Source organism: Dyella choica, assembly GCF_003977665.1.
GTDB classification, from domain to species: domain Bacteria; phylum Pseudomonadota; class Gammaproteobacteria; order Xanthomonadales; family Rhodanobacteraceae; genus Dyella_B; species Dyella_B choica.
Genome location: NZ_RYYV01000014.1, coordinates 31,605 through 47,613, shown reverse-complemented (window position 1 = coordinate 47,613; position 16,009 = coordinate 31,605). Strand labels below are relative to the sequence as shown.

Below are 16,009 nucleotides of genomic sequence, written 5' to 3'. Positions count from 1 at the left end.
ACACACAAATCTCATCTGCAGCAAGATCCAACTAGAACCAAGAGAGAATCGCAGAGAACCGGCGCAGAGAACAGGTGGCGGAGAATCGTGGCGAGAATCGGGAGGCGAGAATCGGAGGCGAGAATCGCGACATTCACGAAATTGCCCTTTCGCTGACGACAGCGCGCGCCAATGACCGGCATCAATGGCCTATGACTGGACGTAGTGTGGGGTCATGACCTACCCGCGCCACCAAATCGTCGATCCGGGCACAGAAGGCTTCTTTCACTGTGTTTCCCGCTGCGTGGGTCGCGCTTTCCTTTGCGGAGAAGACGCCTATATCGGTCGCTCCTATGAGCACCGAAGGGTTTGGGTAGAGGAGCGAATGCTGGCGTTGGCAGAGTGCTTTGCGGTAGGGCTGTATGCCTATGCGGTGATGAGCCACCACGTGCATGTCGTGGTACGAGTGGATCCGCAGGCAACCAAGGACTGGTCAGATGAAGAAGTGGCCGAACGTTGGGTTCGGTTGTTTTCGGTTCGAGTTGATGAGTTGGTGGACGAACGGCTATGTCAGGAAAATGCGCTGCGTCTGCAAGGCAACCCGGAACGGATGGAGTGCGTATTCCTCCGATGTCGGCCACCGATTCCGCATCATGCCGGCCAGGTGTTCCGCCGCATGTCGGCCGGGCGTAAGCCAGGGTGGCTGGACTGTGCTTGATCAGTGTCCCGAACTTGAGGCATCCACAAAATTGCTCTTTCGCTGACGACGGGGCTGGCGGGGGTTGGGGTTTCTGGACACCCATCATTTGAGCATGAGGAGTGCGAATTCGATGCCCCATTACCTGTGGCAGGGCACGTCAGCAGTGATGTAATCCAGCGCTGACAGACATCCTCGCATGGAAAGTCGACAGAGGTTCGCCAATCGCGGGTTTCCCTGATACCCCATTATCCCTATGCGACACATCATCCTCCGATTGATGTGTCGCGTTAGGTCTATGCGTAGGCAGTCGAGCTACGCTTTTTGCTCTGCCATCAGCATGTCATCGCCATGGCGGCGAAGAAAATACAAAGCGGCATAGAGGCCATCGACTTGGGTGGGGGAGAGCGGCCACTGGCCTGGCTCGGGTGGCCGGTCAGCGGCCCTTGCGACGTGAAAAGCTTCGCTGTTCTTTAGCAGGTTTCGAATAACGTGAATGGCCATACTGGTACCAGCGAACTTCATCAAGTAGGTGTATCGCTCGCCTCGTTGTGGGTCTTTGGGATGGCGTGAGGGTTCACCGAGCCAGAATGGTTCAGATGGGCGTACGCGTGCTTTATTATGTCTGGAGACCATGATCAACACCTCATATGCATATGTTGGTTGTGGTTCAGCGGATCGTGGGAGCTCGCAACTCTCACGGTCCGCGCTTCTCCTGGCATTGCTGCGAGGGTCACTCACGCGGGGCGATTGGCAATAACGTGGGTGACAGGCCCACGCTAACAGCTTTGCTTGGTTGATGATGTAGGGGATTGTTGGTTTGCGTGTGGGGTTTGGTATAGGCATCAGTGGCCGGAATCGCTGACTTCTTTTTTCGCGAATTTTGCTCGAAATCGTCTCTCAGTTTCGCCCCAGCTTCGCCACGGATTTGATCAATCGACGAGATCTGGGGCATCCACCAAATGGATGCCCCGTTCCATCATTATTCTCCAAATAGATGGCAATGACGCCCAAATTGGGAACCTTAGCGGCACCCGTTACTTATTGCGGCGCCAGAATCAGCTTGCAATCGCCTACGCCTTTACGGCCGGCAGCTTCGTCGACCAGGTGTAGCGCCGAACGTGCTGCAAATGCGCCCATCTTCACTTCCTGCCACACGAAATAAGTCTGGCCAGCCGTCATGTCGATGGTAAGAGACGGATCATTCTCGGTCTTCGACACGATCGTATGCTTGCCAGCGGGGAGTGTCTTGAAGACGTAGCTATGAGCCACCGTATCGCCGGCCGTCATGCCATCGATCAGCAGAGGCATTTTAATCGCGGATCCAAAGGTTTCATTTCTATAGATGTACAGACTTGCCATGTTTTGGGAAGGCGCGAACGTCTTTGCATTGGCATCGGCGTCCTTGCTCGCCATCGGAACGCTGGCGCAGCCGGTCATAAGCAGTGCCGCGCCAAGCGCGGCGGTAACCAGTAACTTGCGGATCATTGATTCCCCCTGATTCGAATTTGGGCAATGAAACAGATGGACTAATGCTCGTTGCCCGTCACAAGCATTGTCAGGCTTCTAGAAACTTCTGGGCTGCGGAAAGGAGGGAGCCCAGCTCTCTCTCGCAAACAAATGTAAGAGCAGCGTGCTGCATGCCTGAGATATGGCGCCAGTGGTATCGCAAGATAGGTGCTGGCTAAGAATGATTCCTGCGCTGGCCTGCTTTTGTACCGATCTGATTAGCGCGCTACCTCACGGTGAACTTAAGCGTTACGGCAAGCTCGTAAAACCTCATCCCAGCCCCTGAGGTATCCCCCTTTTTTTCGCTCAAAGGCCTTCTGTAAATCGGGAAAATGGTCTGTTGCAGCCATGCCTGATGTATTGGCTTGGCCTTCGCAATGATGACTCGCTTCTTGCCGTCGCGATGAGTGGGAAACCCGGGTGCTTCTGTTTCAGTCCGCTCCTGCATTCAGCGCAATCGGCGTCTTGCCGAGGCGTTCTGTCCGATTTCCTCGTTAGTCGCTCTTCGAGGCTGCCGGAGAGCGTTTTTCTGTTGCTTTTTACGTCACGTTACGGTAAATTCGGGCCGCAAAAATCTCAATCAGCATCAGGGGAGTTACACCATGGTCGATCCTTACGACCCAGGCACGATTGCCATGCCGCTACGGCCGCGCCGCGGGCGGCCGCCAACTGGCAAGGCGAAGTCCGCGGCCGAACGCATGCGCGCCTACCGTGCGCGGCATGTGACGGTGAGAAGCGATGTGCTGCGTTCGGTCATTGCGCAGTGCCAGGAAATCCAGCAACTGCTGGAGAGCAATCAGGCACTGCGCCACGAACTGGATGCGGCCTACGCCGAGATTGCGCGGCTTCGTTCAGGCCATTGAGCCCAAGCACGAAAAAAGGGCGCCGTTCCAACGGCGCCCAAGCACAGCGGGGAGGCTGTCGATCAAAGTCCGCTGTTGGTACCGCCATGGGCCACGGCTGCGCTGCTGACCAGGCTGCCCAGCGGCACCAGCTGGCTCAGGAAGCGGCTCCATTGGGTGATGGCTGATGCGCCCACCCACACCACGTCACCGGCGAGCACGTGGAAGTTGTCTGCCACGACATAGGAGGTGGGGGAGCGGGCGTAGAGCTGGTAAACCGTGGCCGGCTGGTGCGCCAGATCTTTCACGCCACGGATGACATAAACGTACTTGCTGCTGGCGGTGATTGGGTCCAGTCCGCCGACGCGTCCCAACGCCTGGGTGAGCGTCATGTCATCCGTCCTGAATGGAAGGGCCTGGGGGCGCATCACTTCGCCCAGCACGTAAACCTGCTTGTTGTCGTTGTAGGTCATGAACAGGCGGTCCCCGGGCTTCAGGTAGATGTGCTGTTCAGCGGCCCTGTCGAGAGTGTTCAGGTTCAGGTGGTAATCGTGGCCTTCGCGCGACAGCACCAGGTCCGACATATCCGCGTGCGTGTAGTCGATCCCCGCCTCACCAATCGCTTGGCCGAGCGTCAGCGCAATAGTGGTGCTCTGTTGCGGATCTGTCTTGCTGAATGCGCCTTGCAAGGTGATGAGCTGGCTGCCGTAACTGGTGACGGTCACGTCAACCTGTGGCTTGGGCACAAACTTGGCGAGCCGGGTGGACAATTCCTGGCGCAGCTCATCGATGGTCATGCCCTGCGCCTTGACGATGCCGACATACGGATAGAACAGGGTGCCGTCCGAACGCACCAGGCGGCTGTTGGCGGTGGTCTGCTGCTGGGAGCCGGCCGGCGCGGTCAATTCGGGATGATCCCACACGGTGATGTAAAGCAGGTCGCCGGGTCCAATGCGGTAGGGCTCGGGCTGATAGTTCAGCAACTCCTGGGGGGCTGCCGTAGGCTCCTCGGCCGGCTGGCTCGCCAGCCAATCCGGCGTGATCTGGACCACCTGGATATGGCCCTTTTCGGGACCATTCATGGATATGTGCTGCCCAGGCAGGGCGGCGCATCCGGTCAGGGCCAGGGTCGTGAAAACAGCTGCCAAAACTAACGATGCTTTCATGTGCACTCCACATGTCTGATGTTTTGCCGCTTGCCATGGAGCACTGGGCGGGAAGGTGCTGGAAAACGCCGGGATATGCCGTCTTGATCCGAAACGGGGAAACCTCGAAATGGCTACGTCTGTTTAATTCATTAAGCTCGTGGGAGCGTCGCGGTGACGTAAATGAAATGTGCTCGAACGCGACTTTTTTTCCTCACGTGTGTATACGACGCGTCGTGTGATGCCGAACGTTTTGCAAAATCCATGCGCCCTTGACGAAAGCGGCGCTATAACTTCATTCGAGCTTTAGATAATCGGCAATGAAAGCGTGCAAGGGCACGCAAGTATGAACAAGGCAACAATGTTGAGACGCATGACTACCAGAAATGTGGGGCCGGCAAGGCGTTGCATGGATATAGCCAATAGGGGTGTTTCGGTCCGTGTTCAAACGTATCTTGATCGTCTGTATAGGCAACATCTGCCGCAGTCCCACGGCAGAGTTCCTGTTTCGCGACAGCCTGAAACATCGCGACATCCATGTCAGCAGTGCGGGTCTTAAGGCACTGGTGGGCCGCCCTATGGATGACAAAGCGATGCAAATCCTAAAGGAGCGTGGCATCGATGCAGTTGAACATCGTGCGCGGCAGCTGGACCAGTCCATGCTGCGCGAGGCCGATCTCGTGCTTGCCATGGAGCGCAATCAGCTGATGGCCGTTTCGCGCGTGACGCCGGAAGCCAGCGGCAAGTTGTTCCTGCTGGACAAATGGCACGGAGCCGACGATGTCCCCGATCCTTATCGCCAGTCACACGAAGTGTTCGAGCATGTGCACGCCATGATCGAGCGCGGTGTGGAAAGCTGGCTTCGATACCTTTGACGAATACCTGACCCTTTGAGGAGCGGCCCATGACCACCAAGCAGAGCTTCGCAACGCGCGACGAAGATATCGATCTGCGCGCCTTGCTGGGAACGGTACTCGACCACAAATGGCTGATTGCTTCGATCACCATCGTGTTTTTCCTGATCAGCGTGCTGTACGCGATACTTGCCACGCCCATCTACCAGGCGAGCGCATCCGTACAGGTCGAACAGAAGGCGCCAACCCTGCCGGGCATGAGCGATCTCACCGAGACATTGGGCATTACCACCTCGCTGGCGACGACCGAGACGCAGCTTCTGACTTCACGCAAAGTCCTCGGGCAGGTGGTGGAGAACCTCAAGCTCGACATCGAGAGCTATCCGAAGCACTTTCCGCTGATTGGCTCCTTCCTCGCGCGCCAGTTCGTAGACGAACATCCTGGCCAGTTGGCTTCGCCGGTGTTCGGTATTGACCGTTACGACTGGGGCGGTTCGCAACTGGAGGTGTTCCAGCTCGAAGTGCCAGCTGACTTGCTGGATGAAAAACTGGCGTTGATCGCCGGGGACCATGGCAACTACACCTTGCAGGACCCAGATGGCAACGTGCTGGTGAATGGTCATGTCGGCCAGGCCATTAGCGCCAATGGCGTGACCATGCAGGTGCGGGCGCTGCAAGCCAATCCCGGGGCGCGTTTCCGGGTCATTCGGCATTCGCACATGGATACCATCGCGTTGCTGCAAAAGAAAATCAGTGCTGATGAGCAGGGCAAGGATTCGGGCATCATCCAGCTCACCTACAACAACATCGACGCGATGCTTGCCACCAATATACTCGACCAGGTTACGCAGCTGTACGTGCGCCAGAATGTCGACCGCAGCGCGGCGGAGGCCGCCAACAGTCTGCAGTTCGTGCGCGAACAATTGCCGAAGGTGAAGCAGCAGCTGGAGCATGCGACGAACGCGTTGAACGCCTTCCAGCTGAAAGAGCATTCGGTGGACATCTCCATGCAGACGCAGTCGCTGCTGGACCAGAACGTGTCGATCGACACCAATCTTGACCAGCTGCGCATGCAGATGGCCGAGGCGCAGCGACGTTACACGCCGGAGCACCCGGAATACAGGTCGGTGCAGCAGCAGATCTCCCAGTTGGAAGGGGAGAAAGGGGCGCTGGAACGCAAGATCGGCCTGTTGCCCAATACGCAGCAGGAACTGCTCAGGCTGACGCGTGACGTGACCGTCACCAGCCAGACCTACACCAACCTGCTCAACCAGGCGCAGCAATTGGATATCGCCCGTGCCGGTACGGTGGGCAACGTGCGCGTGATCGACCAGTCGGCGGTGAACCTGGCCAAGCCCTGGTGGCCGCGGCCGATCTGGGTGATACCGGGCGGTGCGGTACTAGGCCTGTTCGCTGCGCTTGGCTTCATTTTCCTGCGCCAGCTGCTCTCCCGTGGGGTGGAGGATCCGGCGGCGGTCGAGCGTCTTGGCCTGCCGGTGTATGTTTCCATTCCCCTCAGCGAATTGCAGCGCAAGGCTGCGATGCGCCTTGGGCATCGCTCTACCGGCAATCACCAGCGCCTGCTGGCCCTGGACGCGCCGATGGATCTGGCGACAGAGGCGCTGCGCAGCTTGCGCACCAGCTTGCACTTTGCGCGGCTGGAAACGAAAAACAACGTGCTGATGATTTCCAGCGCCAGCCCGGGGGCGGGCAAGAGCTTCGTCGCCTCCAACCTCGCCGTGGTGATGGCGCAAGCCGGCCAGCGCGTGCTGCTGATCGATGCGGACATGCGCAAGGGACTCCTGCATCGCATGATCGGCGGCCGGCCCGACAACGGTCTGTCCGAGCTGATCGCCGGGCAGGCGCAGATCAGCGACGTGATCCGTCCGGTCAATGGCGCGAGCAACCTGTTGTTCATTCCGCGCGGCAAGATCCCGCCGAATCCGTCGGAACTGCTGATGCACGCCAATTTCAATACGCTGCTCGAAACGCTGCGCCCGCGCTACGACCTGATCATCATCGACACGCCGCCGGTATTGGCGGTGACCGATGCGGCAGTGATCGGCCACCACGCCGGCACCAGTCTGCTGGTGGTGCGCTTCGGCATCAACCAGGTCGGCGAGATCGCCCTGGCCAAGCAGCGGCTGGAGCAGAACAGCGTGCCGATCAAGGGGGCGATCTTCAACCTGGTGGAAAAGCGTGCGGCGGGCTACTACGCGTATGCGTATTACGCTTATACACCGAACTCCAAGGCGTGATCGTCAGTGGGTCCTCTCCTCCTCCGCAAGGAGGAGGGGGGGCTACCGAGTTTCGTGGGCCACCGCCATTCCCGCTCGCACAGGAATGGCGGTGGGATAGCTAACGGCTGCGATGAACGCGCGTTTGCTTGGATGCTCATTTGGTGAACTCATCCCCCTCCGACATTTCCCTCGTGGGTCGCCTACCCCAAAGCTGGAGGCAGGCGCTCGGCCCCATTTCCGTGCTGTGGGTCGCCACGGCAGCGGGCGCCGTGATGGCCTTTTTCACCCAGGCATTGCTGGCCCGCAAGCTGGGTCCGGCGGAGTTTGGCCTGTTCGCCTCCTCGCTGGCCACCCTCAGCATGGCCGCGCCGCTGGCCGCCTTTGGCCTGCCACCGTACTGGCTACGGTTGTACGGCGTAGAGGGCTGGCGGGCAAATCGCTGGCTGGGTCCTTCGCTGCGTTTCATCACCGGCAGCACGTTGCTGGCGCTGAGTCTGGTCGTGGCATGGGCCTACCTCGGCGCGACGCCGGACGCGCAGCCGATTCTGCTGCTGCTGCTGCCAGTGGTGCTGGGCATTCTGGCGAGCAGCCTGATCAGCAGCCAGCTACGGCTGGAAGAGCGCCACTATGCGCTCGCACTATGGCAGTTGGCGACGCCGGGCAGTCGCATGCTGGTGGCTGCGTTGTTGATGCTGATGCCTGCCCTGGACAGCCGCGCCGCAGCCGTCGGGTTCAGTCTCATTTCGCTGCTGCTTGCCATGCTTGCGTTACCGCAGCTGCGTGCAATGATGCGGGGCGGAATCCGGCTGCGTGGCCACGGGCCGCGACCGGCCGACTTGAGCGGGGACGAATCGCCCAGCGTTGCGCACCTGTGGTCGCAGGCATGGGCTTACGGAATGGAGGCAACGCTCTATCCGATCTTCTTTCAGATCAGCACGGTGTTGCTGAAATACCTGAACGGCAACGCGCAGGCCGGTATCTTCGGTATTGCGCTGGGCGTGATGATGGCGATCTACCTGATTCCCGCCACCATCTACCAGAAATTCCTGCTGTCGAAACTGCATCGATGGGCGGCGCACGATCCGAAAAAATTCTGGTCGGCCTATCGGCTTGGCAATTTCGCCATGCTGGCATCAGGCATAGTCGTGGGGGCGGTGCTGATCACTGTGGCGCCATGGCTGGTGCCGATCGTCTTCGGCGAGAAATTCCGGCCGGTAGTGAAGGTGCTGGCAGTGCTGGCGGTATGCGTGCCACTGCGCTTTCTTTCCACCGCCATGAGCTCAGCCTTGCTCAACGAGAAGCACATGCGCTATCGCGTGCTTGCGATGGGGGCGAGCGCCGTCATCGCCATCGCGTTCAACGCGATGCTGATTCCCACCTATCATGTCATGGGTGCGGCGGCCGCCACCGTGATCGGCGAAGCTTCGCTGCTGCTGATGATGTACCTGGGCATGCGGCATTTCCATGTCCGTAGGGCGGCGTAGGCCGGGATGGAAATCGTAGGCTGGGTTGCGAAACCCAGCATTGCCATGCACGCCACCGCGAGATGCCGGGATTGTCATTCCAGCCTACGCGTCATGCGTCGAATGCCAAAATATCAATGGGTGGGTCGAAGCACCGATGCATCCACCGTCCTCGGGTTCAATAGCTCCTCATACACCTCAACGGTCTTCTGGATCACGATCCGCTCGTCAAAATCCCGCAGTGCCTTCTGCCGCGCCCGCAAGCCAAGTTGAGCGAGCAATTCGCGATCGTCGTCCAGCTGCACAATGCACCTCGCCAGTGCGCGCGCATTACGAACGTCCACGCGCAGGCCATCGAAGCCGTCCTTGGTAACCACTTCGCGGCAGCCGGGGCGATCCGTGGTGATCAGCGCCAGTCCGCATGCGGCTCCTTCGATCAGGGACTTCGGCACCCCTTCCCGGTAATAGCTGGGCAGCGCCATCACATGCACGGCGTTAAGCAGTCCTGGCATGTCGTCGACGTGGCCCAGCCAGCGCACCAGGCCGTCATCGACCCATCTGCGTACCTGTTCGGCCGACACCGAATGCGGGTTGCCGGGGTCCGGAGTGCCTGCAAGCACGAATTCCACGTCGCGCCCCCAGCGTTGCAGGAGCGCCGCCGCGTCGACGAATTCCTGGATGCCTTTTTCCCACAGCAGGCGCGCGGCAAGCAGCACGCGCAGACGTTCATGCCGGTGATCGGGCGAGTGCTTGGCCGGTTGAAAGCGTGTGGTATTGACGCCGGAGCTGAGGATGACGCGAATTCTTTCCGGTGGGATCAGGCCGGCGTCGGCGAATGTCGTTGCGTCGTCGGGATTCTGCAGCACCAGCAGCGAACGTTTGCTGTGCAGCGTGACCCGTAGCAGGGTTTTGACCAGCGGGCGCAACAGGCGCGCCTTGAGCCTGTCGCTGGTAAACACATAGCCCATGCCCGCTACGGCGTTGACAGTAGCTGGAACGCGTGCAATGCGTGCGGCAAGCGCTCCGTAGACGGCACATTTCACCGTGAAATTGTGCAAGAGATCGGGTTGTTCCCGTCGAAGGATGGCGACGAGGTGATACAGCGTCGCCGCTTCGCGCAGGGGATTGAGGCTGGCCCGATCCATCGGCAGCGGCACCCAGCGCAATCCATGCGTGGCGAACCGCTCGCCGAAGGCGCCGGGGGGCGACAGCATGACCACTTCATGTCCGTCCTTGCGCAGCCGCAAAGCGGTGGAAAGGCGGAAGTTGTACAGATACCAGTCGGTGTTGGCGAAGAAGATGAATTTCATGGATCGATTCCGGCTTGGGTCTTTCTTCAAGGGAATGCCGTCTTCGCCGCCAATCCCTGGGATGCGCGATTCGCGGTAACGACGTGGCATGCAAGGAGACGATGCGTTCGGGCCTCCGGGGAAAGAATCAGAATTTTGTGCCCGATACCGTGACATCGCGGGTTTCAGGATCAATCCGCAACTCGCGCTTCTGCGCCGCCGCGTTCGGCGAGGCGATGGCGGCCGCAATCCGGCGTGCATAGCGTGCGCTGTTGCCTTGCAGGGTGTTGTCGATCGCCTTGATATGACTGGACTGGCCGGCGATCACCAGTCCCACCAGCCCATTTCCCGTCATGACGTTGTCGATGATGGTGATCTGGGAGGGGGCATCGGCAGTCAACAGCCCGTAGCCAAGATTGTCGCGAAAACTGCAGTTCTTCACCGTCACGTTGCTCACGTTGTAGTGAATTTCCATGCCGGTGCCGTGGTTGCCGCTGATGATGCAGTGGTCGATGGTGATGTTGCGCGCCAGGCCCTGTGCTTGCGGCTCGATGTCGATGCCCGATTCGGGCTTGGTGCCGTTGCTGTTGCTGAAGGTTGAGTTCATGATCACCACCCCGTCCACCGGCCCGATCGAAAGGCCCTGGCGCCGGTTGTTGGTGGAGACCACGTTATCGATGGTCACGTCCCTGGAAACGACCGGGTTGCCGTTGGGTCCAATCGCACCTATCCAGATGCCATCGCCCCAGCATTCGGATATGTGCATGTTGGAGACGTGCACCTGATTGGATGCCTGGATGTTGAGTCCATAACCCCATTCGCCGCCCATGCCGCCATGATTGTTGCGCTCGCCGATGATGCGCCCGCCCTCGATGCGCACGTTGTTCGCGCTCCACACCTTGATGACGTGCGAGCGCGGTGAATTGTTGGGAATGGCGGTAAGGGTGGCGTTCGGGTCCAGTTGCAGCAGCATGTTGGAGCGAAGATTGACCGCGCGCATGGCGTCGATGATGTAATTGCCGGGTGGCACGATGACCGTTCCCCCACCCGGCAGGGCGTCGACGGCGTCCTGGAAGGCATCGGTGTCATCATGATGGCCGTCGCCCTTGGCACCCTTGTCGCGGACGTTGATCACGGTGCCTGCCGATCCCCATGCAGTGCGGGGAAAGACCGCCGGCAGGGCGAGCGGAGGCAGGGCCAGCAGGCTGCAGCGCAAAAAGTCGCGGCGCGTGGCAAAGATTGGATGGGGGGGAATCTTGTCATTCATGACAGGCATTCGTTGTGGGGATTGGGCTTGGGAGTGTGCTTGCGACTGAGCAGCCAGGGCAGGGTGATCGCGAGTAGGTAGAACTTCGACGCAAAAAACTTGTTGTCCAGGTAGCGGCGATGCGTTTGCAGCCATTGCCGTGCGCCCGGCAACACGGACCGCGTTTGTTCGGCAAAAGCGTAGACCTGGTCGTAGCGCTGTCTGGCCAGGCCGCGCAGGTCGAAGCGGAAGCAGCCCTTGGTCTTCACGTAAGGCAGTTCCTCGAAGCGCTGGGCGATATATCTGCGCATCAGCAGCTTGTTGACGCCGCCGGGACCAATCAGCAGGTCGCCGGGAACACGATGGAATACCCAGTCGCGCAGGCTCTCGTCGAGATAGGGCTGAGCCAGCCGAAGCGACATCGCACTGGTGGTGTACAGACCCTTGGCCACATGCGCCGATCCCACGATGATGAGCGAGAGGCGGCGTATGGCTTCTTTGGAAGCCGCTTTTTCGATGTCGGAGCGGAAAATTTCCAGGCGCTGCCGCGAGCTCGTCGAAATGTCCCGGCCGAACAAGGCATCCACTTCCGCATCGCTGAACCGTGAGCCGGGGAAGTAGCGCTCGAAACGGTTCATCTGCAAGGTCGCCAGGATGAAGCAGAGCCTGAAACTGCGGCTTACCAGCCTGGAGGTAAACAGTGCCTGCGGTAGACGGATGCCGCGCGCCAGCCACGCAAGGATGCGTTCCTTGTTGTGCACCGGCGTACCGAAATATTCATCCGCGCCAATGGCGTCGATGATGCCGTCCCCATGCCGCAGACTCACCTCCGTCGCCAGGTCGGCATAGGAGAGTGCGGCGAAATCGGCGGTAAGCAAGGGCATCCGGGGCAGCATCGCGAGATAGCGGTCGTAGGCGCGTCCCGGCTCGCATACCAGCGCTTCGTGACGCAGTCCCAGTTGCCGCGCAACGAAGCGCGCCGAGGACACTTCATTCTCTTCCATGCCGCCCAGGTAGGTCAGGCAAGTCGTGTCGGGTCGCGCCTCGGCGAGTGCGATGGCCATCGAAGTGGAATCCTTGCCCCCGCTCTGGAAGAGCCAAGGCGAGCGCATGCCGTCAGTCGTACGCGCGACCGAATCGCACAGCAGCTGATGGAAGTTCTGCAGCAGTGAATCGTCATCGACGGTCCCCAGCGGCGGCCGCTCCGGCGCCAACGCCGACTGAAACGGGTAGTGGAAGCGCGGGCCGTCATGCATGTCCTGCGCCGGGTCGAAGCCGGTGCCGGCGACCTTTACGTTCCGGTAGATGGAGTGAGGTGGGTAGACGAACGTATTTCGTAACAAGTCGGCCATCGATACCAGGTCGAGCGCGGCGTGACTGGGTTCGAGTCCGTCGAGCGGAGAAAAGTCCACATCGCCTTGATAGGGCGAGGTATTGATCTGAATACGCTCGGACATTTCCGACACCGTTCCCGCGGCGGCGGGCGCCCCATTCATACGATGACCTGGTTGACGACGTAGTAGTAGAAGACCGCGCAGGAAATCACCAGCCCCATGCGCAGCAGGATGGGATTGCGCAGAATGGATAGGCGGCTATGGAAAAGGATGGCGGCCACCATCAGGGAGATCGCCAGGTACGACGAAAGCAGGTAGCGGTTGGAAAAATTGCCCCAGCCCACGACGAAGAATGGCAAAACCATCACCAGATACACCGCTGTGCCGTCCTTCAGGCGCGTGCTGAACGGCTTGCGCACGATGCCTGCAAACAGGTACGGAAGCAGGTACCAGAAGATCGAAAACACCGCGAAGTCGATGCGCACTCCCGATTTGTATTTGGCGCTGAGGCTGTAATCCATCACCGCGTTGTAGAGTGCCGGCACGGCGGCCCGCACTACGATCATCGTGATACCGGTGCAGTAGGCCACGAAGCCGACGAGGGCTGCCAGGCGCAGGAATTTGGGGTTGAACAGCAGCAATGGCGCAAAAGCGAGATACAGCAGCGCGGAATAATGAAAGCAGGTGGCAATCACAGCCCAGATGAAGAACGAGCGCCATTGCCGCTGGTGAAAGGCCAGCAACGCGATGAACACCGGCAGCGACGATAATCCCTGTCGCACGGCGTTGATCGACGCGTTGACGAACATTGGCGAAATCAGCAGAAACGCCAGGCTTGCGATGAGAAAGGTCAGGTAGCCACGGGTGCTGCCCAGGTAATCGAAAAAGCGACGTGCCGCCAGCATGGCAAAGATCAGCAGCAGGCCGAACAGCGTGCACTGATACAACTCCACGCTCGCCCCGGTCATGGCGAGCAGGCGCGACATCAGCAGGAAGCCGGGCTCGAAGCGGGTCTCGACCGGGCCGCCGCCACGAAATTCGCGGAAGATCCCGGCATAGACGTAGGTATCGGTGCCCACGTCGATGCCACGCGTACCGACCACGATGTCTACGAACAGGCAGGCAGCGGCGATCAGCATCATGCTCAGCATGAGCCGAGCATTCGTCGTGATATTCGACTTATGGGAGTAGGCGATGTAGGGGCTGACGGAGTTCATCAGGCGTTGCGCCCCGCAAGAAACAGGCCTTGATGGCGGCGCTTGAAGGTGATCACGCGCCTTCGCAGGTAGCGGATCAGGCTCATGGCTTCACCCAGCCGCCACTGCCATCCGTTAAGCAGGCCCTGTTCGTGCAGGGCCTTGCGTACACTTCCTGCGGCTTCATACATCGCTGCCATATCGCCGCTGAGCCCGCCCGCTCCGAACGGTGGCTTGTGCCAGGAGGCCAGCACCTGGTTGAGCTTGGCGCAGCGATAGCCCGACAGCAGGATCTGTGCCCACAACATGAAATCTTCCGCGCGCCAGCGCGTTTCATCGAAACGGAACGGCAGTTCGCGGCGCAGCATGATCGAAGCGGTCGGAAAGGAGCTGCGCAGCATCATCAGGTGGCGCGGAAAGACGCGTACCTTCAACGGAGTTTTGAGCGCCGGCGCCGGTGCGGAACGCGACTGCACATTCATGTCGTGGGCGATCAGTGCGATTTGCGGATCCTTGGCGAGCGCTTCCATCTGCAGCTTCAGCTTCTGCGGATGCCACATGTCATCCGCGTCCAGGAAGGCAATCCATGGCTGGCTCGCGCTTTCCCAGCCTCGATTGCGTGCCGCCGACGGCCCGCTGTTGAGGGGCATCGCGATAACCTTGACCCATCCCGGTGGATAGGCATGCGCGACTCGATGCAGTTGCTCCAGCGTGCCGTCGTCGCTGCCGTCTTCAACCAGCAGGACCTCGGCGGGGGGTAACATCTGCGCGGCCACGGACGCCACCGCGTGTGCAATGGTGTGGGCGCAGCGAAAACATGGCACCACCACGCTGACGGGAGCCGTGTCACCGATCTTGGGCGGATGCAGGTGACGGATTGCGGGAATGCGGGCGGATGGGGGGTGATCCGTGCCTTGCACGTTGTTTGTTCGGCCTGTATTGGCCACGTTCCTCTCTCCTGATCGGTTGTCGCAGTGACCGCAGCGGCCCGGGCGAATGGGTTATTGCTTGGACGATTTGGTGCTCTCCTGCCGCGGTTCATGTTCATCTTCTTGATAGCCGATCCATAGCGATGCGTGCAGCGGCAGCTTGCGTACCAGTGGCGTCATCCACGAGGTAGCGTCTGCCTTGCGTGACTGCTGTGCTCGGTAAACTCGGCCGGTCAGTGCGACGTAGATGAGCGTGATCGCTCCGAACGTCATCAGGTTGCTGCCTGGCGCCAGGTGGCGTGTCAGCGTACCCATGAATACCAGGGACATCGCCAGAGCAATCAACAGCACCAGGGTGGTATGCGCGTTGAAACCGGCGTTCATCATGATGTGGTGGATATGGCCGCGATCGGGTTTGAACGGCGATTTGCCTTCGCGCATGCGGCGTGCCATCACCTGCAGCGTATCCAGCACAGGCAGGGCAACGCACCAAAGTACGTCGACGGTCGACAGTTGGGGCTGCGCTTGCTGGCTGAGCTGGATCAGCGTCCAGGCCAGGAAGTAGCCGATCATCACGCTGCCTGCATCCCCCAGGAAGACCTTGCGCCCGATCAGGCCCAAGTTGGCGGCGAGGTCCGGCAACAACGCCGCGGCGAGCAGCAACAGCAAGATCGCGCTGTGCCAATTCGAGAAGCCCTGGAACACGTTGATGGCGCCGATGCTCACCAGTGTCAGCAGGCCGGCGAGACCGTCGATGCCATCCATCATGTTGAAGGCATTGAGCAGGCCGACGACCGCGATCAGCGTCAGGGGAATGCCGAGCGAGCCCAGTTCGAGGTTGTAGCCGAACAAATGGCCAAGCGTGTGGATGTACACACCGGTACAGTAGACCATGGTTAGTACCGCGGTCGCCTGAATCAGTAGACGGATGCGTACGCTCAGATCGAAGCGATCATCCATTGCTCCGGTCAACGCCAGGATGGCCCCGGTGCCAAGCAGTGCGTTGGTGAATAGCAGGGACTGCCCTTCGAAGCACATGCTAACGATGACGCCGAAGAATGCCGAAAGGCCACCAATCAACGGAACGTTTCCGACGTGGCGCTTCCTCTCGTCGGGGCGGTCGATCAGCCCGATCGATTCCGCATGGTGGTAGAGAAGGATCATCGCTGCCGCAGAGGACAATACAGCGATGACACATGAAACTAGCATGCGGTATTGCATGGACTCTCCCATCTACACGACGTTCACATGTCGCGCGAGGGCCCCTGCCACCTTCGCGGGCGCTG

Annotated in this window: 14 protein-coding genes; 5 read left to right on the top strand and 9 right to left on the bottom strand. The window is 60.0% G+C overall.

From position 1 onward, the window contains the following. The first annotated feature begins 214 nt into the window (after positions 1 to 214). Complete coding sequence (locus EKH80_RS16885) at positions 215 to 697, top strand: hypothetical protein (protein WP_126685960.1); 483 nt, start codon at positions 215 to 217, stop codon at positions 695 to 697. A 294-nt stretch (positions 698 to 991) separates the two neighbouring features. On the opposite strand, the gene EKH80_RS16880 is transcribed toward EKH80_RS16885, so the two are convergent. Then, positions 992 to 1,312: a hypothetical protein gene (locus tag EKH80_RS16880; RefSeq protein ID WP_126685959.1), complete on the bottom strand. Its 321-nt coding sequence runs from the start codon at positions 1,310 to 1,312 to the stop codon at positions 992 to 994. Positions 1,313 to 1,717: 405 nt separating this feature from the next. Next, positions 1,718 to 2,164, bottom strand: coding sequence for a DUF2846 domain-containing protein (locus tag EKH80_RS16875; protein ID WP_126685958.1), 447 nt, complete (start codon positions 2,162 to 2,164; stop codon positions 1,718 to 1,720). A gap of 623 nt (positions 2,165 to 2,787) precedes the next feature. On the opposite strand from EKH80_RS16875, the gene EKH80_RS16870 reads away from it, so the two are divergent. Next, positions 2,788 to 3,048: a hypothetical protein gene (locus EKH80_RS16870; protein ID WP_126685957.1), complete on the top strand. Its 261-nt coding sequence runs from the start codon at positions 2,788 to 2,790 to the stop codon at positions 3,046 to 3,048. A gap of 62 nt (positions 3,049 to 3,110) precedes the next feature. On the opposite strand, the gene EKH80_RS16865 is transcribed toward EKH80_RS16870, so the two are convergent. Beyond that, a complete protein-coding gene (locus EKH80_RS16865) occupies positions 3,111 to 4,109 on the bottom strand; it encodes a polysaccharide biosynthesis/export family protein (protein WP_230473762.1) in 999 nt (332 codons plus the stop codon). A gap of 503 nt (positions 4,110 to 4,612) precedes the next feature. On the opposite strand from EKH80_RS16865, the gene EKH80_RS16860 reads away from it, so the two are divergent. The 3 genes from EKH80_RS16860 (at position 4,613) to EKH80_RS16850 (ending at position 8,750) form a co-directional block, all read left to right on the top strand. Next, complete coding sequence (locus EKH80_RS16860; protein ID WP_126685955.1) at positions 4,613 to 5,047, top strand: low molecular weight protein-tyrosine-phosphatase; 435 nt, start codon at positions 4,613 to 4,615, stop codon at positions 5,045 to 5,047. A 29-nt stretch (positions 5,048 to 5,076) separates the two neighbouring features. Further along, positions 5,077 to 7,284 (top strand): polysaccharide biosynthesis tyrosine autokinase, encoded by a 2,208-nt coding sequence (locus tag EKH80_RS16855; RefSeq protein WP_126685954.1) that lies wholly within the window; start codon positions 5,077 to 5,079, stop codon positions 7,282 to 7,284. A 143-nt stretch (positions 7,285 to 7,427) separates the two neighbouring features. Then, on the top strand, positions 7,428 to 8,750 hold the full coding sequence (locus EKH80_RS16850; protein ID WP_126685953.1) for an oligosaccharide flippase family protein: 1,323 nt from the start codon (positions 7,428 to 7,430) through the stop codon (positions 8,748 to 8,750). A gap of 113 nt (positions 8,751 to 8,863) precedes the next feature. Here the strand turns inward: EKH80_RS16850 and EKH80_RS16845 are convergent, their stop codons facing one another. The 6 genes from EKH80_RS16845 to EKH80_RS16820 form a co-directional block, all read right to left on the bottom strand. Continuing rightward, complete coding sequence (locus tag EKH80_RS16845; RefSeq protein WP_126685952.1) at positions 8,864 to 10,039, bottom strand: glycosyltransferase family 4 protein; 1,176 nt, start codon at positions 10,037 to 10,039, stop codon at positions 8,864 to 8,866. A 127-nt stretch (positions 10,040 to 10,166) separates the two neighbouring features. Continuing rightward, entirely contained in the window at positions 10,167 to 11,285 is a 1,119-nt protein-coding gene (locus EKH80_RS16840) for a right-handed parallel beta-helix repeat-containing protein (RefSeq protein WP_158628866.1), read from the bottom strand. Then, positions 11,282 to 12,721, bottom strand: a complete 1,440-nt coding sequence (locus tag EKH80_RS16835) for an asparagine synthase-related protein (RefSeq protein WP_158628865.1) — start codon at positions 12,719 to 12,721, stop codon at positions 11,282 to 11,284. The genes EKH80_RS16840 and EKH80_RS16835 overlap by 4 nt, the downstream gene beginning before the upstream one ends. Positions 12,722 to 12,756: 35 nt before the next feature. Beyond that, positions 12,757 to 13,815 (bottom strand): EpsG family protein, encoded by a 1,059-nt coding sequence (locus tag EKH80_RS16830; protein WP_126685949.1) that lies wholly within the window; start codon positions 13,813 to 13,815, stop codon positions 12,757 to 12,759. Beyond that, entirely contained in the window at positions 13,815 to 14,741 is a 927-nt protein-coding gene (locus EKH80_RS16825) for a glycosyltransferase family 2 protein (protein WP_158628864.1), read from the bottom strand. The genes EKH80_RS16830 and EKH80_RS16825 overlap by 1 nt, the downstream gene beginning before the upstream one ends. A gap of 54 nt (positions 14,742 to 14,795) precedes the next feature. Continuing rightward, positions 14,796 to 15,887 (bottom strand): MraY family glycosyltransferase, encoded by a 1,092-nt coding sequence (locus EKH80_RS16820; protein ID WP_230473760.1) that lies wholly within the window; start codon positions 15,885 to 15,887, stop codon positions 14,796 to 14,798. Between the last annotated feature and the right edge of the window lie 122 nt (positions 15,888 to 16,009).

What these genes read in the sequence shown, in the direction of transcription:
- EKH80_RS16840 (WP_158628866.1), bottom strand. Translation starts at nt 11,285, where the DNA reads ATGAATGACAAGATTCCCCCCCATCCAATCTTTGCCACGCGCCGCGAC.
- EKH80_RS16865 (WP_230473762.1), bottom strand. Translation starts at nt 4,109, where the DNA reads ATGAATGGTCCCGAAAAGGGCCATATCCAGGTGGTCCAGATCACGCCG.
- EKH80_RS16870 (WP_126685957.1), top strand. Translation starts at nt 2,788, where the DNA reads ATGGTCGATCCTTACGACCCAGGCACGATTGCCATGCCGCTACGGCCG.
- EKH80_RS16885 (WP_126685960.1), top strand. Translation starts at nt 215, where the DNA reads ATGACCTACCCGCGCCACCAAATCGTCGATCCGGGCACAGAAGGCTTC.
- EKH80_RS16880 (WP_126685959.1), bottom strand. Translation starts at nt 1,312, where the DNA reads ATGGTCTCCAGACATAATAAAGCACGCGTACGCCCATCTGAACCATTC.
- EKH80_RS16875 (WP_126685958.1), bottom strand. Translation starts at nt 2,164, where the DNA reads ATGATCCGCAAGTTACTGGTTACCGCCGCGCTTGGCGCGGCACTGCTT.
- EKH80_RS16820 (WP_230473760.1), bottom strand. Translation starts at nt 15,887, where the DNA reads ATGATCCTTCTCTACCACCATGCGGAATCGATCGGGCTGATCGACCGC.
- EKH80_RS16845 (WP_126685952.1), bottom strand. Translation starts at nt 10,039, where the DNA reads ATGAAATTCATCTTCTTCGCCAACACCGACTGGTATCTGTACAACTTC.
- EKH80_RS16830 (WP_126685949.1), bottom strand. Translation starts at nt 13,815, where the DNA reads ATGAACTCCGTCAGCCCCTACATCGCCTACTCCCATAAGTCGAATATC.
- EKH80_RS16855 (WP_126685954.1), top strand. Translation starts at nt 5,077, where the DNA reads ATGACCACCAAGCAGAGCTTCGCAACGCGCGACGAAGATATCGATCTG.
- EKH80_RS16835 (WP_158628865.1), bottom strand. Translation starts at nt 12,721, where the DNA reads ATGTCCGAGCGTATTCAGATCAATACCTCGCCCTATCAAGGCGATGTG.